General features: G+C 66.3%; 20 protein-coding genes. 12 read left to right on the plus strand and 8 right to left on the minus strand.

From position 1 onward, the window contains the following. Nucleotides 1-156: 156 nt before the first annotated feature. Nucleotides 157-1,122 carry a transporter gene (locus ACPYOD_RS02280; RefSeq protein WP_481300105.1) on the minus strand — a complete coding sequence of 322 codons (966 nt, stop codon included), beginning with the start codon at nucleotides 1,120-1,122 and terminating at the stop codon, nucleotides 157-159. 149 nt (nucleotides 1,123-1,271) lie between these two features. Between ACPYOD_RS02280 and ACPYOD_RS02285 the strand changes: the two genes are divergently transcribed. Then, on the plus strand, nucleotides 1,272-1,820 hold the full coding sequence (locus ACPYOD_RS02285) for an NUDIX hydrolase (protein ID WP_481300106.1): 549 nt from the start codon (nucleotides 1,272-1,274) through the stop codon (nucleotides 1,818-1,820). A 10-nt stretch (nucleotides 1,821-1,830) separates the two neighbouring features. Here the strand turns inward: ACPYOD_RS02285 and ACPYOD_RS02290 are convergent, their stop codons facing one another. Then, nucleotides 1,831-2,355 (minus strand): 3-hydroxyanthranilate 3,4-dioxygenase, encoded by a 525-nt coding sequence (locus tag ACPYOD_RS02290; RefSeq protein ID WP_481300107.1) that lies wholly within the window; start codon nucleotides 2,353-2,355, stop codon nucleotides 1,831-1,833. A 115-nt stretch (nucleotides 2,356-2,470) separates the two neighbouring features. On the opposite strand from ACPYOD_RS02290, the gene ACPYOD_RS02295 reads away from it, so the two are divergent. Then, nucleotides 2,471-3,745, plus strand: a complete 1,275-nt coding sequence (locus tag ACPYOD_RS02295) for an NAD(P)/FAD-dependent oxidoreductase (protein ID WP_481300108.1) — start codon at nucleotides 2,471-2,473, stop codon at nucleotides 3,743-3,745. A 1-nt stretch (nucleotide 3,746) separates the two neighbouring features. Beyond that, nucleotides 3,747-4,082, plus strand: coding sequence for a tRNA-binding protein (locus tag ACPYOD_RS02300; protein ID WP_481300109.1), 336 nt, complete (start codon nucleotides 3,747-3,749; stop codon nucleotides 4,080-4,082). 25 nt (nucleotides 4,083-4,107) lie between these two features. Here ACPYOD_RS02300 and ACPYOD_RS02305 read toward each other — a convergent pair whose 3' ends face one another. The 5 genes from ACPYOD_RS02305 to ACPYOD_RS02325 all read right to left on the minus strand — a co-directional run bounded on the left by ACPYOD_RS02305 (nucleotide 4,108) and on the right by ACPYOD_RS02325 (nucleotide 10,141). Further along, nucleotides 4,108-4,617, minus strand: a complete 510-nt coding sequence (locus tag ACPYOD_RS02305; RefSeq protein ID WP_481300110.1) for a hypothetical protein — start codon at nucleotides 4,615-4,617, stop codon at nucleotides 4,108-4,110. Nucleotides 4,618-4,811: 194 nt separating this feature from the next. After that, nucleotides 4,812-5,738 carry an MBL fold metallo-hydrolase gene (locus tag ACPYOD_RS02310; RefSeq protein ID WP_481300111.1) on the minus strand — a complete coding sequence of 309 codons (927 nt, stop codon included), beginning with the start codon at nucleotides 5,736-5,738 and terminating at the stop codon, nucleotides 4,812-4,814. Between the two features lie 75 nt (nucleotides 5,739-5,813). Continuing rightward, nucleotides 5,814-7,022 carry an acetyl-CoA C-acyltransferase gene (locus tag ACPYOD_RS02315; RefSeq protein WP_481300112.1) on the minus strand — a complete coding sequence of 403 codons (1,209 nt, stop codon included), beginning with the start codon at nucleotides 7,020-7,022 and terminating at the stop codon, nucleotides 5,814-5,816. A gap of 52 nt (nucleotides 7,023-7,074) precedes the next feature. Continuing rightward, nucleotides 7,075-9,444 (minus strand): 3-hydroxyacyl-CoA dehydrogenase/enoyl-CoA hydratase family protein, encoded by a 2,370-nt coding sequence (locus ACPYOD_RS02320; protein ID WP_481300113.1) that lies wholly within the window; start codon nucleotides 9,442-9,444, stop codon nucleotides 7,075-7,077. A 34-nt stretch (nucleotides 9,445-9,478) separates the two neighbouring features. Then, entirely contained in the window at nucleotides 9,479-10,141 is a 663-nt protein-coding gene (locus ACPYOD_RS02325; RefSeq protein WP_481300114.1) for a TetR/AcrR family transcriptional regulator, read from the minus strand. A gap of 243 nt (nucleotides 10,142-10,384) precedes the next feature. Here ACPYOD_RS02325 and ndk point away from each other — a divergent pair, with 243 nt between their 5' ends. The 8 genes from ndk (at nucleotide 10,385) to moeB (ending at nucleotide 18,394) form a co-directional block, all read left to right on the plus strand. Continuing rightward, nucleotides 10,385-10,810: a nucleoside-diphosphate kinase gene (gene ndk / locus ACPYOD_RS02330; RefSeq protein WP_481300115.1), complete on the plus strand. Its 426-nt coding sequence runs from the start codon at nucleotides 10,385-10,387 to the stop codon at nucleotides 10,808-10,810. Next, complete coding sequence (gene rlmN / locus ACPYOD_RS02335) at nucleotides 10,807-11,943, plus strand: dual-specificity RNA methyltransferase RlmN (protein WP_481300136.1); 1,137 nt, start codon at nucleotides 10,807-10,809, stop codon at nucleotides 11,941-11,943. The genes ndk and rlmN overlap by 4 nt, the downstream gene beginning before the upstream one ends. Beyond that, nucleotides 11,933-12,703, plus strand: coding sequence for a type IV pilus biogenesis/stability protein PilW (gene pilW, locus ACPYOD_RS02340; protein ID WP_481300116.1), 771 nt, complete (start codon nucleotides 11,933-11,935; stop codon nucleotides 12,701-12,703). The genes rlmN and pilW overlap by 11 nt, the downstream gene beginning before the upstream one ends. Nucleotides 12,704-12,792: 89 nt before the next feature. Continuing rightward, nucleotides 12,793-13,758, plus strand: coding sequence for a RodZ domain-containing protein (locus tag ACPYOD_RS02345; RefSeq protein ID WP_481300117.1), 966 nt, complete (start codon nucleotides 12,793-12,795; stop codon nucleotides 13,756-13,758). A gap of 152 nt (nucleotides 13,759-13,910) precedes the next feature. Beyond that, on the plus strand, nucleotides 13,911-14,561 hold the full coding sequence (locus tag ACPYOD_RS02350) for a YfgM family protein (protein WP_481300118.1): 651 nt from the start codon (nucleotides 13,911-13,913) through the stop codon (nucleotides 14,559-14,561). Next, nucleotides 14,558-15,757 (plus strand): outer membrane protein assembly factor BamB, encoded by a 1,200-nt coding sequence (bamB, locus tag ACPYOD_RS02355; RefSeq protein ID WP_481300119.1) that lies wholly within the window; start codon nucleotides 14,558-14,560, stop codon nucleotides 15,755-15,757. The genes ACPYOD_RS02350 and bamB overlap by 4 nt, the downstream gene beginning before the upstream one ends. 21 nt (nucleotides 15,758-15,778) lie before the next feature. Beyond that, nucleotides 15,779-17,176 (plus strand): ribosome biogenesis GTPase Der, encoded by a 1,398-nt coding sequence (gene der / locus ACPYOD_RS02360; protein ID WP_481300120.1) that lies wholly within the window; start codon nucleotides 15,779-15,781, stop codon nucleotides 17,174-17,176. A gap of 48 nt (nucleotides 17,177-17,224) precedes the next feature. After that, a complete protein-coding gene (gene moeB / locus ACPYOD_RS02365; RefSeq protein WP_481300121.1) occupies nucleotides 17,225-18,394 on the plus strand; it encodes a molybdopterin-synthase adenylyltransferase MoeB in 1,170 nt (389 codons plus the stop codon). A gap of 33 nt (nucleotides 18,395-18,427) precedes the next feature. On the opposite strand, the gene ACPYOD_RS02370 is transcribed toward moeB, so the two are convergent. Then, nucleotides 18,428-19,006: a GNAT family N-acetyltransferase gene (locus tag ACPYOD_RS02370; protein WP_481300122.1), complete on the minus strand. Its 579-nt coding sequence runs from the start codon at nucleotides 19,004-19,006 to the stop codon at nucleotides 18,428-18,430. 65 nt (nucleotides 19,007-19,071) lie between these two features. On the opposite strand from ACPYOD_RS02370, the gene folD reads away from it, so the two are divergent. Continuing rightward, nucleotides 19,072-19,926, plus strand: coding sequence for a bifunctional methylenetetrahydrofolate dehydrogenase/methenyltetrahydrofolate cyclohydrolase FolD (gene folD, locus ACPYOD_RS02375; RefSeq protein WP_481300123.1), 855 nt, complete (start codon nucleotides 19,072-19,074; stop codon nucleotides 19,924-19,926). Nucleotides 19,927-20,045: the final 119 nt, after the last annotated feature.

Genomic DNA, 20,045 nt, shown 5'->3' on the forward strand with positions numbered 1-20,045 from the left:
TGGACACGCCGCTGCCCGGAGGCGCCAGCACGGCACCATAGCCCAGTGGGCCTTGGCCGTACAAGCTGCAATGCGAGGCCTGCCAAGGCATTGCGCGCTGCGGGCGGGGATGTCGACCATGACTTGCGGCGGTTGTGCATGTCGTGTCTCGGTGCTTCAGAAGACCATGTTGAGCGCCACCTGAGGCGCCACGTAGTCGGCCGTGTTACGGCCGGCGACGGTGAACTGCACGCCGGCGATGAGTCCCGTGTTCGGCGTGAAGTTGTATTCCACGGCGGGTGCGAGACTGAACTCCTGGCTGGGTGCGAGCCTGCGTGCCACATGCGAGCGATCGGCGGCGGTGCCCGCGAGGTCGATGGCGCTGGCGCGGTTCCAGATGGCTTCGCCCACGAGTACCCAGCGGGCATCGAGTGCGTATTCGGCGGCGACGGAGGCATTCCATGCCTGGCCGAGCCGTGCGTGGCCGCGGAAACCGGCTTCGGTGCCATACACGCTGCTGCCGTGCACGCGGATGCGACCGGGCGACGGGCTCCACGCGAGCTGGCCGCGCCAGCGGATGGCCTGGCCACCGTCGAGCCAGAACAGTTCCTGGGCACCGAAGGCGAAGGTGGTGCGCATGGCGCCATTGCCCGTGCCGTTCAGCGGGTTGGTGTCGAGGCGGTGGTAGCGGCCGGTGGGCAGGCGCTGCGCCAGGGCGAGGCCCAGCACCAGCCCGGTGCCGTCGGCGGCCGGGCCGCGGAGCCGCTGTTGGACGCGGACCGTGGTGTCGCCCATGCGCAAGCCGTCGCTGTGCTGGCCGTTGCCAGAGGTACGGGCCGCATTGAGGATGACCTGCGCTGACGCCGTATCGGTGAGGGCGTACGTGATCGGCACCGCAAGCTGCCACTGGCGCACGGTGGGTTTGCTTTCCCGGCGGTCGCCACGGTTGTCGTAGCTGCCGCGCGTATTGGTATGGATGAGGTATGGCTGGATGTTCACCATGCCGGCCGGCAACGCATTGACGGCGGGGGTGACGAGGGGCCCGGTGAAGTTGGCTTCGCCCGGGAGGGCGGCGGCCCAGGCTGCGGCCGGACAGGTGCACGCCAGCGCAATGGCGGCGGCGGACTTCAATTTCTGCGGCATGCGCGACTCCTTGCATTGCACAGCGGACGCTGCGGACGGAGCGCGTCGTGCGCTCGATGACATCCTAGGCAAGCCTTCACCGGCAGCGACATCGGACTAATCCGAAAAAGCCGTGCGAAAATGCCCCGCTCTTTCCAGACCGTGTTCCCATGAACGCCACACGACAGCATTTGCTCGACGCACTGGACCATTACGCCGGCCGTTGGCCGGACGAAGGCGCGGTTCATCACTTCACCGCCTGGACGCGGGACGAGGCACGGCCGTTCCACCGTGAAACGCAGCACGGCCATTTCACGGCCTCGGCGTGGCTGGTGAGTGCGGACGGCGAGCGTGCGCTGCTGATGCTCCATCGGAAGTTGGGCCGGTGGCTCCAGCCCGGTGGACACGCCGATGGCGAGGCGAACCTGCCGGAAGTCGCCTTACGGGAGGCCGAAGAGGAAACGGGGCTGACCGGGCTGGAACTGCTTCCCGGCATCTTCGACGTGGACCGGCACGTCATCCCGGCGCGCGGGAACGAACCGCAGCACTGGCATTACGACGTGCGCTACGCGGTGGTCGCTCGCGGGGGAGAGGACTTCGTGGTGAACGAGGAGTCGCTGGAACTGGCCTGGCATTCCGTGGCCGACATCGCGGCCGATCCGGCACTGGAGCCGTCCCTTCGCCGCATGGCGGCGAAGTGGCTGGCCAGGGAGCGCTGACGCGCGGGAATCAGCCCGCGTATTTCGCCGGAGCGGGGTGGACCGCGCCGCAGTTGGCGCAGGTGCGGGCTTCGATGGACCGGTAGAACTTCTCGAAGACCGGTGGGAAGTCCGTCTCGATGCTGCCCAGCGGGAAATACTCTTCGTAGAGCTTGTGGTTGCATGCCTGGCAGAACCACATCAGGCCGTCTTTCTCGCCGGCGATGCGGCGCCGCTCGATCACCAGGCCGATCGATTCGGGCATGCGCTGCGGCGAGTGCGGCACGCGGGGCGGGAGGTAGAACATCTGTCCCGCCTTGATCGGGATGTCGCGGGCCTGCCCGTCGTCCTGCACTTTCAGCACCATCTCGCCTTCGAGCTGGTAGAAGAACTCGGGGCCCTCGTCATAGTGATAGTCGGTGCGGGCGTTGGGCCCGCCGACGATCATCACGATGAAGTCGCCATCGACGATGCATTTGTTGCCGACTGGGGGCTTGAGCAGGGAGCGGTTCTCGTCGATCCAACGTTCTAGGTCGATGGGCGGCAGCAGGCTCATGGCATGGATTGTCCGGGACGTCCGCCGATCATACGCCTGAACAGGGTGACGGACGGACCTTTCGCCTCGCCGCGCGGTCTTGTACAACGGCGCACCTGCTTCGAGGAACCGCCACATGCCGTCGTGGTACCACGACCGAACGTCCGCTCCCGCGCTTCGGCCGCCGCCGCAAGGCCGGCGCGAGGCCGCGGTCGTCATCGTGGGCGGTGGGTTCGCGGGGCTGAATACCGCACTGGGGCTGGCGGCGCGCGGCGTGCGCGACGTAGTGCTGCTGGAATCCCGATGGGTCGGCTTCGGGGCTTCCGGCCGGAATGGCGGTTTCGTTTTCGCCGGCTACTCGCTCGGCGAAAAGGCCCTGCTGGAACAGGCGGGGGCGGAGCGCGCCCGCGCGCTGTATGCGCGCACCGTGGATGCGGTGAACCTGATACGCGAGCGGATTTCGGTCCTCGGCATCGATTGCGATGCCGTCGACGCCGGCGTCGTCTGGGCCAACTGGTTCCGCGACGCCGAGGTATTGCGCGCCAGGCAGCGCCTGCTTGCCGAACACTACGGCGCCGACTGGCAATGGATTCCAGAGGACGCCATGCACGAGTTCGTGCGCAGCCCCCGGTACCACGACGGCCTTTATGAAAGGAACGCCCTGCATATCGATCCCCTGGCGTATGCCCGCGGGCTGGCGCAGGCGGCCGAGCGGGCAGGGGTAAGCATCCACGAGTCGTCGCGTGTACGCATGCTCGAGCGGCGGGGGTCGCGCTGGGTACTGCGCGTCGGCGATGCGGAGCTGGAAACGCCGAACGTGGTGCTCGCGTGCGGTGGCTATCTTGCGGGATTGGACCGCCGCATCGATCGCGCGGTGCTGCCTATCGCCACGTACGTCATGGTGACCGAGTCGCTGGGCGAGCGCCTCGGGGAATGCCTGCGCACGCGGGCCGCCGTCTACGACACACGTTTCGCCTTCGATTATTATCGGCCTCTGCCCGATACGCGCCTCCTCTGGGGTGGCCGAATCTCGGTGCGCGATCGCTCCCCGCGCGCGGTGCAGCGACTGCTGAAGCGCGATCTCGCGCGGGTTTTTCCGTCGCTGGCGGATGCACGTGTCGAGCAGGCATGGTCGGGCCTGATGAGCTACGCACGGCACGAGATGCCCCAGGTGGGCACGCACGGAAACGGCCTCTGGTATGCGCAGGCATTCGGTGGCCATGGCCTGGCCCCGACATGCGCGGCCGGCGAGGCATTGGCCGAGGCCATCGCCTCGGGCGACCCCGTGCTCGATACCTATGCGGGTTTCGGGCTGGATCCGGTGCATCGGCCGTTCGGTTACCTGGCGGCGCAGGGCACCTACTGGAAATATGAACTGCGCGACTGGTTCAAGTCGCGACTGGAAGGATGAGATGAGCGAAGAAATAAGCTGGGCGGATTTCGAGAAGGTGATGCTGGTGGCGGGCACGATCGTTCGTGCCGAAGTCTTCCCTGAAGCGCGCCGGCCCGCGTACAAGATATGGGTGGATTTCGGGCCGCACGGCGAGAAGAAAACCAGTGCCCAGGTGGCGGCGATCTACAGCGCGGAAGAACTGGTGGGCAAGCAGATCGTCGGGGTGATCAATTTCCCGGAGAAGCAGATCGGGCCGTTCCGGTCGCAGTTCCTCTTGACCGGGTTCCATACCGACGAAGGCGTGGTGATCACGACCACGGAGCGTCCCGTAGCGAATGGCGCGCGACTGGCCTGAAACCAGACAATCGCGCGCGCGACGGTCACCTGTTCTCGTCGGTTGTGTCGATCAGGCTGATGTCTGTCACATAGAATTTGCCGGGCGGCCACTCGGTCTCGCCACGAGGCAGGACAATTAGATTGACCTCCATCGAGCCATTGTCCAGATGGGACGCCACTTCGAAATCGTTCGTGATGACTTCCCAATCCCTTCCCCATACCTCTCCCTGCGCGAGCTCGAGGTGGGCTCCGTAGATAGACGTATAGTCAGGTATCCTCACGGTCACACTTACCTCAGCGAGGATGCGTGGCAAGACCCGATCGGGAAGAGCGTTGACGGCAAAGGCGATGCGATACCGCGCGCCTGCACGCGCTGTTGCCACTAGTCGTTGGCGTGCAATCGTGTTTTCACCGAGGGAACAATGCAGGGCGTTTTTCTTTTCGAAAAGGGAAACATGTAGTTTCCGGCTGCCCCCGCTTACCCAATGCACCGCCTCTTCCGCGAAGTCACCATTCTGAATGAGATTGGAGCCCTTGATCGATTTCGCGCCCATTGCGGTTCTCCTTGGTCGGGTAATGCCAACTGTCCTTGTGCACCGCTGGCAAAGGGAGAATAACAGTGGGTAATGTGTCTGGGCGGCCACGATGCATCGCCTCGCCAGGAGGCTTTTCGAGCGTGAATTGCGGCGGCCGGCGCCTCATGCCGGAAATCCCTAGCGATTCACGTGGCGTGTCCGGTAAGCGGAATTCAGCGGGCGTTTCTGCTTAGCCAAATCATGACGCCTTGCGCATTCAGGCGAATGTCAACCTCCAGCACCTTCACGATTTCCGCCGTGGTCAAGGTCACGCCCTGGCGGTGCGCGCGTTCCACATAGAGGTCGATGAAGTCGAAGGCGGTGCGCTGCTCGCGATCCGCTGCCGTGGCGTGCCGTTTCGCAATCGCCACCATCGCGTCGATCAGCGCGTGCAGATCGTTCGCAAGCCGCTTCACGTCGGTCACCCTGCCGTAATGCGTGAGGTACATCGCTTCCGGCTCGTAGCGCATGAGGCGCTCGATGGAGGCGTGGGCCGCGTCCGGATCGAACTGCACGGGCGATGTCGTGGGGATGATGAAAGGCCCGCCGGGCGAATCCAGCTCGCGATAGGACAAGCCGAAGATGTCGCCGGTGAAGAATGCGTTCGCGCGCTCGTCGTGTATCGCGATGTGGTGGCGGGCATGGCCCGGGGTATCGAGGCAGAGCAGGGCGCGGCCGGCGAGGTCGATGACGAAGCCGTCGTCCGCCTCGATCACGCGGTCCTTCGGTACGGGAAGGATCTCGCCATAGTCGCGCCGAACGATGTCTTCCCCACCGTACACGGCTGAAGCGCCGGCGATGAGGACCGAAGGATCGATCATGTGCGGCGCGCCGCGCGGATGCACCGCCAGCATGGCGTTGGGAAGGTGGCGCATCAGCAGTCCGGCACCACCGGCATGGTCGAGGTGGACGTGGGTGAGGATCACCCAGTCGATGTCTTTCGGTTCCAGGTCGGCCGCGGCGATGGCGTCGAGGAAGCGCGGCAGCGAATGCGCGGTGCCGCTGTCGATGAAGGCGCCGCGGCCCCGCTCGGCCACGAGGTAGGCCGCATCGAAGGACGGGCGGCCGAAGCCGGTGTCGATGGTATGGATGCCGTGCATGGGTCGAGGTTAACCCCAAATCTTCGCTCTGTGTGGGAGCCGCCATCGCCGCCGAAGCGGCTCCCACATCTACCGTTAGAGCGCTTCGAACACGCCGGCGGCACCCATGCCGGTGCCGATGCACATCGTGACCATGCCGTACTTCTGCTTGCGGCGGCGCAGGCCGTGGATCAGCGTGGCGGCGCGAATGGCACCCGTGGCGCCCAGCGGGTGGCCGAGGGCGATGGCGCCGCCCAGCGGATTCACCTTGGCCGGATCCAGGCCGAGGTCGCGGATCACCGCAAGGGCCTGCGCGGCGAACGCTTCGTTGAGTTCGATCCAGTCCAGCTGGTCCTGGGTGATGCCGGTCTGCTTCAGCGCCTTCGGAATCGCTTCCTTCGGACCGATGCCCATCACGTCCGGCGCCACGCCGGCGACCGAGAAGCCGACGAAACGCGCGAGCGGCGTCAGGCCGTAATCCTTGATGGCCTTCTCGCTGGCGATCAGCAGGGCGCCGGCACCGTCGGACATCTGCGAGGAATTGCCCGCCGTGACCGAGCCGCCGAACTGGCCGTTGCGGAACACCGGGCGCAGCTTGCCCAGCACGTCCAGCGAGGTGTCCTGGCGCGGGCCTTCGTCGGTGTCGATGATGCGGCGGTCTTCGCGGACGCTGTGGTTCTTCAGGTCCGGATAGCGATCGTCGAGCTGGAACGGGGTGATCTCATCCTTGAACTCGCCGGCGGCGATGGCTGCGATGGCACGCTGATGCGATTGCAGGGCGAAGGCGTCCTGGTCTTCGCGGCTGACCTTCCAGCGCTCGGCCACTTTCTCGGCGGTGATGCCCATGCCGAATGCGATGGCGCGGTTTTCGTCGTTCTCGAAGATCGCCGGGTTCATGGCGATCTTGTGGCCCATCATCGGCACCATGCTCATCGACTCGGTGCCGCCGGCCAGCATGAGGTCGGCTTCGCCCAGACGGATGCGGTCGGCGGCCATGGCGATGGCCTGCACGCCCGAAGAGCAGAAACGGTTGATGGTGACGCCCGGCACCTGCTCGGGCAGGCCTGCCAGCAGCACGCCGATGCGCGCGACGTTCATGCCTTGCTCGGCTTCCGGCATGGCGCAGCCGATGATGGCGTCGGCGATCATGGCCGGGTCGATGCCCGGTGCCTGCTCGAGCACCGCGCGAATGACGTGGGCCAGCATGTCGTCGGGGCGGGTGTTGCGGAACACGCCGCGCGGCGCCTTGCCTACCGGAGTGCGGGTGGCGGCGACGATGTAGGCGTCTTGCACTTGCTTGCTCATGGAAGTGTTTCCTTTAAGTGGGGAGGAGGGCTGCGTCAGAGCGCTGGGCGCGTCAGTTACGCAGCGGCTTCCCCGTCGTCATCGTGTGCGCGATACGGGCCTGGGTCTTTTCGGTTTGCGCCAGTTCCACGAAGTGGCGGCGTTCCAGCGCGAGCAGCCATGCTTCGTCGACCAGCGAACCGCGTTCGATCTTTCCGCCCGACAGCGTGTCGGCGATGCGGCTGGCGATGTCGATGTCGTGCGCGGAAGCGAAGTAGCCCTCCGCCATGTTCGCGAGCGACGCCTTGAAGGTGGCGGTGGAGGTGTCGCCGGCGGCGGGAATGGCGCGCGCGGGCAACGGCGGGCGATAGCCCGACTCGGCCATCGCGCGTGCCTGCGCCTTGGCCACGTGCAGGAGTTCGTAGCTGTTGAACACCACGATGTCGTCCTTGCGCAGCAGGCCGAGCGACTTCGCTTCGAGCGCGCTCGTGGACACCTTGGCCATCGCCACGGTCTCGAACACCTTCTTCAGCGATTCGAACGGATCTTCCGGATTGGCCTGCGCGGCACGCACGGCCAGTTCCTTGAGACCGCCACCGGCGGGCAGAAGGCCGACGCCGGCCTCGACGAGCCCGATGTAGCTCTCCAGCGCCGCGACGGTGCGCGCCGAATGCATCTGGAATTCGCAGCCGCCGCCGAGGGCGAGGCCACGCACCGCGGCGACCACCGGAACCAGCGAGTACTTGATGCGCATGCTGGTGGCCTGGAAGTTCGCGACCATGGCCCCGAACTGCGCGAGCTTGCCTTCCTTGAGCAGGCCCAGGGCGCCCTTGAGGTCGGCACCGGCCGAGAACGGCTCCGACGGCTGCCACAGCACCACGCCGCGGAACTGCTGCTCGGCCAGGCCGATGGCATGCTGGATACCGTCGAGCACCTGGTCGTTGACCGTATGCATCTTGGTCTTGAAGGAGATCACGCCGATGTCGTCGCCGGCATGCCACAGGCGCACGCCGTCGTTCTCCCAGACCGTCGTACCCTGGTCGAACTTCTCGCCCAGGATCGGATCGGGGAACGCCTGGCGCTGGTACACGGGGTGGCTGGAGCGCGGCTTCTCGGTGCCGTCCGCGGCGGAGTACGAACCCGCCTTACCGTGCACGCCGGCACGGCCATCGGTGACCCAGGCAGGCAACGGTGCGCTGCTCATGGTCTTGCCGGCGGCGATGTCCTCGGCGATCCAGCCGGCAACCTGCTGCCAGCCGGCCGACTGCCAGATCTCGAACGGGCCAAGCTTCCACCCATAACCCCAGCGGATGGCGAAGTCGACGTCGCGAGCGGTATCGGCGATGTCGGCCAGGTGATAGGCGGAGTAATGGAAGAGGTCGCGGAACACGGCCCACAGGAACTGTGCTTGTGGGTCGGCCGACGCGCGCAGCTTCGCGAACTTCTCGGCGGGATCCTTGATGGCCAGGATGGCCGAGACTTCATCGGACGCCTTCTGCTCGGACACGCGGTAGTCCTGCTTCTGCAGGTCGAGCACCACGATGTCCTTGCCGGCCTTGCGGTAAACGCCCGCGCCGGTCTTCTGGCCGAGGGCACCCTTCTCGATGAGCGCCTTCAGCCATGCCGGCGCCTGGAAGTACGTGTGCCACGGATCGTCGGGCAGGGTGTCCGCCATCGTCTTGACGACGTGGGCGAGCGTGTCGAGGCCGACGACGTCGGCCGTGCGGAAGGTGGCGCTCTTCGGGCGGCCGATGCCGGGGCCGGTGAGGGCGTCGACGGTGTCGAAGCCAAGGCCGAACTTCTCGGTGTGATGCATCGTGGAAAGCATGGAAAACACGCCGATGCGGTTGCCGATGAAGTTCGGGGTGTCCTTGGCGTAGACCACGCCCTTGCCGAGGGTGGTGGTGAGGAAGGCCTCGAGGCCCTCGAGCACCGTCTTGTCGGTGAGCTTCGTGGGAATCAGTTCCACGAGGTGCATGTAGCGCGGCGGATTGAAGAAGTGCACGCCGGTGAAGCGATGGCGCATCTCTTCCGGCAGCGCTTCGGCCAGGCCGTTGATCGACAGGCCCGAGGTGTTGCTGGCGAGCACGGCGGTCTTGGACACGTGCGGAGCGATCTTCGTATAGAGATCCAGCTTCCAGTCCATCCGTTCGGCGATGGCTTCGATCACCAGGTCCACGTCGGCCAGGAGGGCCAGGTCTTCCTCGTAGTTCGCCGGCACGATCGCGGCGCCCAGGCTCTTCTCGGCCAGCGGCGCGGGCGAAAGCTTGGCGAGGTTGGCGATGGCCTTGATGGCGATGCCACTCTTCGGGCCTTCCTTAGCCGGAAGGTCGAACAGCACGGTTTCCACGTTGGCGTTCGTCAGGTGAGCGGCGATCTGCGCGCCCATGACGCCGGCGCCGAGTACCGCGGCCTTGCGAATGCGTAACGGTGTTGCGGTCATGGTGTTCTCCGATAGCTCAATGATCGTTCCCCGGTCAGCGGGTGGCCGGGGAGTTCGAAACGGAAGGGTTGCGCAGGCCGGCGGCGGCGAAGCGGATGAGGTGCTCCGCGGCGGCTTCGCGGTGGTCGCGCTCGGCGACGTCGCTCTTGCGCTGGATGATGCCGAAGTCGGCCATCGCATAAGTGAGGGCGCCGGTGACGATATCGAGGCGCCAGTAGATCTCTTCCTTCGCCAGCCCCGGCAACAGGCGGCCGAACTCGGTGGCGAACTGGCGCAGCACGTGGCCGTAGTTGTCCGAAAGGAAGCGGCGCAGGGTGTCGTTGTGCTCGGCATAGGCACGTGCCAGCACGCGAACGAAGGCAGCCCCGCCGCCGTCCGTGCGCGAGAGGTCGAGCGCCGGGCGAATGTACGCGTCGAGCACGTCCTCGAGCTGGGTCTCGTCCTGGTTTGCGATTTTCCCGAGGGCAGCCAGGCGGCGGCTGTTGAGTTCGTCGAGGCGGCGGCGGAACACCTCCTCGATGAGCTTGTCCTTCGAGCCGAAGTGGTAGTTCACGGCAGCGAGGTTCACCCGGGCGGCGGCCGTGACCTGGCGGAGCGAGGCGCCGGCGAACCCATGGGTGGCGAAAAGGGCCTCGGCGGCACCGAGAATCCGTTCTTTCGTGCTGCGTTCGCGGGAAGCGTAGGGTGCGCTCGTCATGTCGGCGGACTCCGCAGGCGGTGGGTTTGAATCAAACGATCGTTTGAGAGTACGCCCGGCCGCCCGGGGCGGTCAATCTGCGACCGCACACCGGCCTGCAAACGGGTTGCGGATCAGCTAGAATCTGTCAAGATTTCGTGTGCTAAGTCAGTCATTCCGGACGGCTTTAGCCGTAAACTGGCAGCCGGCGCCTTCCGAGGCGCCCATAATTTTTTTGTCCATTCCCTTTCCCGGAGCACCCGTATGGCGCTGGAGCGCACCCTTTCGATCATCAAGCCCGATGCCGTCAAGAAGAACGTCGTCGGCGAAATCCTTTCCCGGTTCGAGAAGGCCGGCCTCAAGGTCGTGGCCGCGCGCATGGCGCAGCTGAGCCGCGCCGAAGCCGAAGGTTTCTACGCCGTGCACAAGGAGCGTCCTTTCTTCAAGGCGCTGGTCGATTTCATGATCTCGGGTCCCGTCATGATCCAGGTGCTGGAAGGCGAGGGCGCCATCCTGAAGAACCGCGACCTCATGGGCGCCACCAATCCCAAGGAAGCCGCCGCGGGCACCATCCGCGCCGACTTCGCCGAATCGATCGACGCCAACGCCGTGCACGGTTCCGATGCACCGGAAACCGCGGCTGTCGAGATCGCCTATTTCTTCCGCACGACGGAAGTCGTTTCCCACTGAGTCATGCCGTGAACACGCCCGCCGAAAAGGTCAACCTGCTCGACTTCGATCGCCAGGGACTGCGCGATTTCTTCGCCCAGCTCGGCGAGAAGCCGTATCGCGCCGAGCAGGTCATGAAGTGGATCTACCACCGTCTCGAAAGCGATTTCGAGAAAATGACCGATGTCGGCAAGGCGTTGCGCGAAAAACTCAGTGCCAGCTGCTACGTGGGGCCGCCGAAGACCGTGTTCGAGAAGGCCGCGGTCGACGGCACCCACAAGTGGCTGCTGGGCATGGATGGCGGCAACGCCATCGAGACGGTGTACATCCCGGAGCCGACCCGCGGCACGCTCTGCGTGTCGTCGCAGGTCGGCTGCGCCCTGAATTGCCAGTTCTGCTCCACGGCCACCCAGGGCTTCTCCCGCAACCTCTCCACGGCCGAGATCATCGGCCAGGTATGGGTCGCGGCCAAACACCTCGGCAACGTGCCGCACCAGCAGCGCCGCATCACCAACGTGGTGATGATGGGCATGGGCGAGCCGCTGCTGAACTTCGACAACGTGGTGAAGGCCATGAGCCTGATGCGCGACGACCTGGGCTTCGGCCTGGCGAGCAAGCGCGTCACGCTGTCCACGGCCGGCCTCGTGCCGATGATCGACCGCCTCTCCGCCGAGAGCGACGTCTCGCTGGCCGTGTCGCTGCATGCGGCCAACGACGAACTGCGCACGGAGCTCGTGCCGCTGAACAAGCGCTACCCGCTGGCCGAGCTGATGGGCGCCTGCGAGCGCTACATCCAGCGCGCGCCGCGCACGTCCATCACCTTCGAATACACACTGATGAAGGGCGTGAACGACCAGCCCGAGCACGCACGCCAGCTCATCAAGTTCATGCGCCGTCTTCCGGGTGCGAACAAGGTCAACCTCATTCCGTTCAATCCGTTCCCCGGCACGCGCTTCGAGCGCTCCGGCCAGGACGACATCCGCGCGTTCCAGACCCAGCTGCTCAATGCGGGCGTGCTGACCATGCTGCGCCGTACCCGTGGCGACGACATCGACGCCGCATGCGGCCAGCTGAAGGGACAGGTTGTGGACCGTACCCGCCGGCAGGCGGAGTTCCGCAAGAAACTCGGAGAGGGAGTGGTGAATGCGGCTTGAGCGGTGGGGGATGCTGGCGGCGCTCGCATTCGCGTGCGCCGGCTGCGTGGGGGACGGCTCGGGCCTGAAGCCCTCGACGGCCGCCGACGATCGCGCCAAGGGGGCGGAGGTTCACACGGAGCTCGGCCAGCGCTACATGCAGAACGGCGACCTCAAGGGCGCCATGGAAAAACTTCAGAAAGCGCTTCAGTTCGACCCTAAATACGTTCCGGCCCATACGGTTATCGCCGTGCTCTACGAGCGCATCAACGATCCGGTGAACGCCGAGCTGCACTATCGCAAGGCCGTGGAATACGACCCGAAGAAGGGCTCGGTGAACAACAACCTCGCCGTTTTCCTGTGCACCCAGCACCGGCCGGCGGAGGCGAAGCCGTTCTTCGATCGTGCCCTGGCCGACCCGTTCTACGAAACGCCGGATCTTGCGCTGAGCAATGCGGGCACCTGCCAGCTGCAATCGCAGGATTACGACGCCGCGGAGGGTTACTTCCGCAAGGCGATCGAACGCAATCCGAATAACGCCGACGCCCTGTATCAGATGGCGCACGTGTTGTACCTTAAGAACGATGCATTCCGGGCGCGCGCCTTCCTGCAACGCTACGAAGCGCTGGGGGCGCCGAGTCCGGATTCGTTGAAGCTCGGTCACGATATCGAGCTCCGTCTGGGCAACGGGGAGGTTGCCCAGGACTACGCCAAACGCCTGCGCGAAAGGTTCCCGGATTCGGATCCCGCGCACGCACTCGAAGCCACCGCACGTCAATGACCCCAGTATCTTCGAATTCTTCCGGTCGGGACGGACACGAACAGGACCTGTTCGCGGGGCTCGAGCCGAATGCACACAGGGAGCATGCCATGGACCCGCAAATCGAGGCCCCTGCCGAAGAGGGCCGCGTGCTGATCGATCATCCAGCGACCGCCGCCGGCTTCGGCGCGCGGCTGCGCGCCGCCCGCGAGGCCCGCGGATACACCATCGAGGCCTGCGGCCAGGCGCTGCGCCTGCCCACGCGCCTCCTGCGTCAGCTCGAGGCCGGCGAATACGGCGGTATCGATTACCAGGTGTACCTCGCCGGCTATCTCACGAAATACGGCCTTCACGTGGGCATCGAGGAAGAGGCCATCCAGGCCGAGCTCGCCCGCCTTACGCCGCGTCAACCGGAACTCGTCGTCACCGGTGGCGTTTCCCATTCCCGCTATCTGTTCGAGCGCTACCTCACCGCGGCCACCTACGTGGTGCTGACGGCGGTAATCATCGTGCCGATGGTGTGGCTGGGCGTGCGCGGCACGCTCGACCGCGACATGGCGCGTCTGTCCCCGCTCGACGCCACGCCGGTCGCGCAGCAGGACGCGCCTGCCACGTCGTCTTCCAGCGCCGGCGCCAACGTGGCCGCCGCGGAGACGAAGCCCGTGGCAGCCAGCGAGCCGCGTGTCGAAGACCAGCAGCCGCTCATGGCGTCCATGGCCATGTTCCCGCCGCTCGATCACGCCACGGCCAACAAGGCGCCGCTGGCTTCGGCGGCGCCCGCGCCGGACGCGACCACGGGGCAGGGTGGACACAGCCTCACCCTGAACCTGCCATCGGCCAGCTGGGTGGAAGTCACGGCCGCCGACGGTTCGCGCCTGGAGTACGGCATCCTGCCGGCCGGCACGCAGAAGTCCTATCGCAGTGATTCCCAGCTCGATGTTCGCATCGGCAACGCCACCGGTGCCCAGGTGACCGTCGACGGCCAGCCGGTACAGCTCGACACGTTCCGCCGCGCCAACGTGGCCCGGTTCCGCGTCGACATCCGCGACGGCAAGGCTTCACCCACCGCTCTCTGAACGCTTCGGCACGCCGTGCGCACACCGCGCGGCGCCGCCCGCCCGTCCTTTTCGGGTATCCTTGCCTATTGATCCGTGCCGCCATCGCCGATGGCCGGCCCGGGCTCGTTCCCTCCCTCGGTTTTGCTGCGCGGAGCGCAGTGGGTGATTGCATGGCATTCGACGTATACGACGACTACGAACAGGGCGAACGCGTCCAGCAGTGGCTGCGCAAGAATGGTGTCTCCATCGCCGTGGGCATCGGCTTGGGCCTGGCGCTGATCTTCGGCTGGCAGCAGTGGAAGTCGCATCGCGCCAACCATGAACAAGCCGCCGCCGGCGAATATTCGGCGTTGCAGCTTGCCGTGGCGCAGAGCCGTGGCAACGAGATCGACATGCGTACCGAAACCCTGCTGAAGGACTATTCGGACACCGCCTGGTCGGTGTTCGCCGCCGGCGAGCGTGCGCAGCGCAACGTCCTGGCCGGGCAGTTCGACAAGGCCGCGGGCGACCTGGACTGGGCGAAGGCCCATGCCAAGGACCCGACGCTCAAGGCGCTCGTATCGTTCCGCGGCGCCCAGCTGAAGTACGCGCAGGGCAAGCCGCAGGACGCCATCACCGCTCTCGACGGCATGGACGGCAAGTCGTTCGTGGCGCTCTCGCAGGAACTCCGCGGCGACGCGCTGGTCAAGCTGGGTCGTCCCGACGATGCACGTAAGGCCTACCAGGCCGCCATCGCCGCCATGGGCGACAGCGCACCGCAACGCGGTGTGGTCCAAACCAAACTCGATGATCTGGCCGTGGCCGGGAAGCAGGGTGCATGAAACGTTTCTGGGCAATCGCGTTGACTTCGTCGCTGGTCGTACTGGCCGGCTGCCACTCTTTCAAGAAGGAAAACGTCGAACCGCCGACCCCGCTCGACAAGAAGTTCGAGCCCACGCTCAAGGTCGAGCGCGTGTGGAAGTCCAGCATCGGTGACGGCGCCGCCGAATCCGGCGTGCGCATGCGCCCGGTGGTGTCCGACGGCGTGCTCTACGCCGCCAGCACCGACGGCAAGATCGCCGCGTTCGAAGCCTCCACCGGCAAGAAGCTCTGGTCGAAGAGCACCCGCCAGCACGGCTGGTTCGGTTGGGGCGACGCCAAGCGCGAGGACGCCCGCTTCTCGGGCGGTCCGGGCGCCGCCGGCGACCTGGTCGCCATCGGTACGCTCGACGGCCACCTGTATGGCATCAACGCAAAGGACGGCGAGCGCCGCTGGGCCAGCGAGGTTTCGTCGGAAGTCATCACCGCGCCGGTCATCGTGGGCGACCTCGTGGTCGTCCGCTGCAACGACGGCCGCGTGTACGGCATCGACGCCAAGTCCGGCGAACGCCGTTGGGTGTTCGACCAGGCCCAGGTGCCGGTGCTCAGCCTGCGCGGCAACGGCCGCCTGCTCGTGGCGAACGGCGTGGTGTTCTTCGGCAGCGACGCCGGCAAGCTCGTGGCGCTGCGCCTGGACACCGGCGAGAAGCTCTGGGAGCAGACGCTCGCCACCGGCGAAGGCCGCACCGAAATCGACCGCCTCGCGGACGCCGACGGCGCGCTGGTCCTCGACGGCAGCACCCTCTACGGTGCGGCCTACCACGGCCAGCTCACCGCCATCGACGGTCCGAGCGGCCGTCCGCTGTGGAACCACGCGCTGTCCACCTTCACCTCGCTCGACGTGCACGGCAACGCCGTGTTCGGCGTGGACGATGTGTCCCAGGTGGTGGCCTACGACAAGTCCGGCGGCGCCAACATCTGGAAGCAGGACGGTCTGAAGTACCGTTGGCTCACGGGTCCGGCGGTGCAGGGCAACTACGTGGTCGTGGGCGATCTCGACGGCCACATCCACTGGCTGGACAGCAGCGACGGCAAGATCGTCGCCCGCGAGCGCCTGTCCAGGAAAGCCATTCGTGCCCAGCCCCTCGTGGTGGGCGATACCGTCTACGTCGAGGATGTCGAGGGCCATATCGGCGCCTACCGCATCCCGGCGAACTGATCCAAGGAATGATGTACCCCCATGTTGCCCGTCGTCGCCCTGGTCGGCCGCCCCAACGTCGGTAAGTCGACCCTCTTCAACGCGTTGACGCGCAGCAGGGACGCCCTCGTCGCCGACATGCCCGGCGTCACCCGCGACAGGCACTACGGTGTCTGCCGCCTCGGTCCCCGGCCCTTCGTGGTCGTGGACACGGGTGGCCTGTCCGGTAGCGACGAAGGTATCGAAGGTCTCACCGCCCAGCAGGTTCGCGCCGCCATTTCGGAAGCGAACCTGCTCGTCTTCGTGGTCGACGCGCGCGAGGGCATCCTGCCGCTCGACGCCACGATCCTCACGGAGCTGCGCCGCAGCGGCAAGCCGGTCATCGTCGTGGTCAACAAGACCGACGGCGTGGACGAGCTGGTCGCGCTGGGCGAATTCGCCTCGTTCGGCATTGCCGAAACCCTGCCGATGTCGGCGGCGCACAACCGCGGCGTCGACACGCTGGTGGCCAAGGCGCTGCCCTACCTCCCGGACGATCGCGACGACGATCCGGCCCTGGAAGACCAGGGCATCCGCGTGGCCATCGTGGGCCGTCCGAACGCGGGCAAGTCCACGTTGATCAACCGCCTGCTCGGCGAGGACCGCCTCATCGTGTCCGACGTCGCCGGCACCACCCGCGACCCCATCCGGGTGCCGCTGGAACGCGATGGCCGGCGCTACACCCTGGTCGACACCGCCGGTGTGCGGCGTCGTGCGCGCGTGGAAGAAGCGGTAGAGAAGTTCAGCGTCATCAAGACCTTGCAGTCCATTGCTGCGTCGCAGGTTACGATCGTTATGATCGACGCGCGTGAGAACCTGGCCGACCAGGACCTCACGCTCATCGGTCATGCCATCGAGGAAGGCCGGGCGCTGGTCATCGCCGTGAACAAGTGGGACGGCATGGACAGCTACCAGCGCGAGCAGACCCAGAAGGCCCTGGAACGGCGCTTGCAGTTCGCCGAGTGGGCGAAGACGGTCTTCATCTCGGCGTTGCATGGTTCCGGTCTTCGCGAACTCATGAAGGCGGTAGTCCGGGCACATTCGGCGGCTACGAAGGAACTGTCGTCGAGCGAACTCACGCGCACGCTGGAGAAAGCCTACGAGGCCTACCAGCCGCCGCTGGTGCGCGGCCACGCGCCGAAGCTGCGCTATGCGCATCCGGGTGGCTCCAACCCACCCACCATCGTGATCCACGGCAGCCGCACCAAGCACATCGCCCCGGCGTATCGTCGCTACCTGGAAGGCTTCTTCCGGAAGCGCTTCCGCCTGGAGGGCACGCCGGTTCGCATCGATTTCCGCGACGGCGAGAACCCCTTCGCCGGTAAGAAGAACGTGTTGACGGAAGGCCAGCAGCGCCGCCGCCAGCGCATGATCCGCAACGCGAAGCGACGCGAGAAATAGCGTCGCCAAGGGAGGCGCCGAACCGCGGCGCGTCTCCAGGAGCCACGCATGACCGAAGAGCTCAACCGTGACCGCTGGTTGTCCGACATCCGCTCGAAAGTGGGTGAAGTGTCGGCCACGGAGGCGTTGACCCGGCAACTGGCCGGCGCCTTGCTGGTCGACGTGCGGGAGGACAGCGAACGCGCCGCCGGCACGCCCGCCGGCGCGCTGGGGTTGTCTCGCGGGTTCCTCGAACTCCGCATCGAACAAGCCGAACCGGACCGCCAACGCGAGATCCTGGTGCTGTGCGGTAGCGGACAGCGCTCGCTCCTAGGCGCCGAGGCACTGCAGCGACTGGGCTACCGCCGGGTCTCTTCCGTTGCCGGCGGCATGGGCGCCTGGAAGGCGGCCGGGCTCCCCGTAACGGCGGGAACGCTCGATTCGGATGCGGCGGAACGTTACGCGCGCCAGGTGTTGTTGCCCCAGGTGGGCGAAGCGGGGCAGGCGAAGCTGGCCCAGGCACGCGTGGTCGTCATCGGTGCGGGCGGACTCGGCTCACCGGCGCTGCTGTATCTGGCCGCCGCGGGCGTCGGGCATATCACGCTGATCGACGACGATCGGGTCGAACGGTCGAACCTGCATCGCCAGGTGATCCACAGCGATGCGCGGGTAGGGCTCGGCAAGGCGGAATCCGCCCGCATGACCCTGGCAGCGTTGAATCCGCGAGTGCGGGTCGAGGTCGTCGCGGATCGTCTGCGCGCGGAGAACGTGGAGGCGCTGGTCCGCGATCACCACGTGGTGATCGACGGGGCCGACAACTTCGCCACGCGTTACCTGCTCGCGGCCGCAACCCGCCGCCTTGGCGTGCCCATGGTGTACGCCGCCATCGAGCGGTTCACGGGGCAGGTCAGCGTGTTCGATCCGCGCCGTGACGATTCGCCGTGCTACCGCTGCCTGTTCCCGGAACCACCGTCGGCGGCCGACGCGCCCACCTGCAGCGAGGCGGGGGTGCTGGGCGTGCTGCCCGGCCTGGTCGGTCTCGTGCAGGCCACGGAAGCACTGAAGCTGTTGCTCGACATCGGCCAGCCATTGGTTGGGCGGCTGCTGACCTACGACGCGCTTGGTATGCACTTCCGCGAACTGACGTTGCGTCGCGATCCGCATTGCCCGGGGTGCGGTGTGGACGCCCGGTTCGAAGGGTATGTAGATCTCGAACGGATGTGTGCCGCGGCGGGGTGAGAGGTTTTTCGGCTCGCCCGCTTCCGGGCGAACTTACGAAGCCGAAGCGGCCGGATCGCCGAGCACCACCGAATACATCGCGGCGTCCAGCGATTCGCCCTTGACAACCAATCGTTTACGAAGCATTCCTTCGAGAATACCTCCAATCCGTTCAGCCGTTCTGCGGCTGGGCAGATTGTGCTCTGCCGCGACGATTTCCAGCCTCGCGACCTTCACCGCGGCGAACGCGAAGCCGATGGCGAGTCTCCCGGCGCGGGTCGCGATGCCGCGCCCTTGCTCCGACTGCCGCACCCAATACCCGAGGTTGGCGAAACGCTGCTCCTTGTTCCGCTGATTGACGCCCATGCCGCCGAGGATTTGGCCGGTGGTCGCATCCACGATCAGCATCTCGAAGCCGTCGGCGAGCAGCCAGGATTCCCGTGCGGACGCCATCCACTTCCCGGCATCTGTCACGTCGTAACCGGCATGACACCAGTCCTGCCACCGCCCGACGGTGTCGACCGATTCGCGCACGGCCTCGGCAAGGGCCTCGGCGTCGCCGGGCCGATGCGCGCGCAACGTGACCACGCCATCGCTGAGGTCCTTGGGATAGGGAAGGGTATCTATGGCCATGGCACATCCTACAATCCGCTTCCGCTATCGGCGATAATGCCTCGTTTCCGCAGGGCGACCCATCCATGACCGCACGCATCCTCGACGGCAAGCGCATCGCCCACGAACTGCTCGAGCACATTGCGCGCCGCGTGAAGAAGCGCGTGGCCGACGGTCGCCGTGCGCCGGGTCTTGCGGTCGTGCTGGTCGGCGACGATCCGGCGTCGGCGGTCTACGTCAAGAACAAGCGCCGTGCCTGCCAGCAGGTCGGCTTCAATTCGTTCGGTTACGACCTTCCGGCGTCGACGACGCAGGACGAGCTCTTCGAACTGATCGACAGCCTCAATGCCGATCCGGCCGTGCACGGCATCCTCGTGCAGTCGCCGCTGCCCGAGCACATCGACGAGGACGCGCTGGTCGACCGCATCGATCCCGGCAAGGACGTGGATGGCTTCCAGGCGGTGAACGTGGGTCGTCTCGCGCTGCGCCGCTTCGGCTTGCGCCCCTGCACGCCGAAGGGCGTGATGACGCTGCTCGGTCACACCGACCGTCCGGTGCGCGGCCGCCACGCCGTGATCGTGGGCGTATCCAACCATGTCGGCCGGCCCCTGGCTCTTGAACTGCTAATTGCAGGAAGTACAGTAACTTGTTGCCACAAGTTCACGCAGGATCTAGCCAGCTTCGTGCGCCAGGCCGACATCCTCGTGGTGGCGGCCGGCAAGCCAGGGCTGGTGAAGGGCGAATGGGTGAAGCCGGGCGCGGTGGTCGTGGACGTGGGCATCAACCGCCTCGAGGACGGCCGCCTCGTCGGCGACGTGGAGTTCGCTCCGGCTGCTGAGCGCGCCTCGTGGATCACCCCGGTGCCCGGCGGCGTAGGCCCCATGACGGTCGCGACGCTGATGGAAAACACCTTCGAGGCCGCGGAAGCCATCGACGCCTGAAGTGCGGCAGCCGGCCATGTGGAAGATGTGAGAGCCGGCTATGCCGGCGATCCCGCGGCAGCAGGCAACCCTGTCGCGAGGCTCCATCGCCGCTGAAGCGGCTCCCACAGAAGTCTTCC

It is taken from the genome of Luteibacter sp. HAY1-4A, assembly GCF_056755355.1.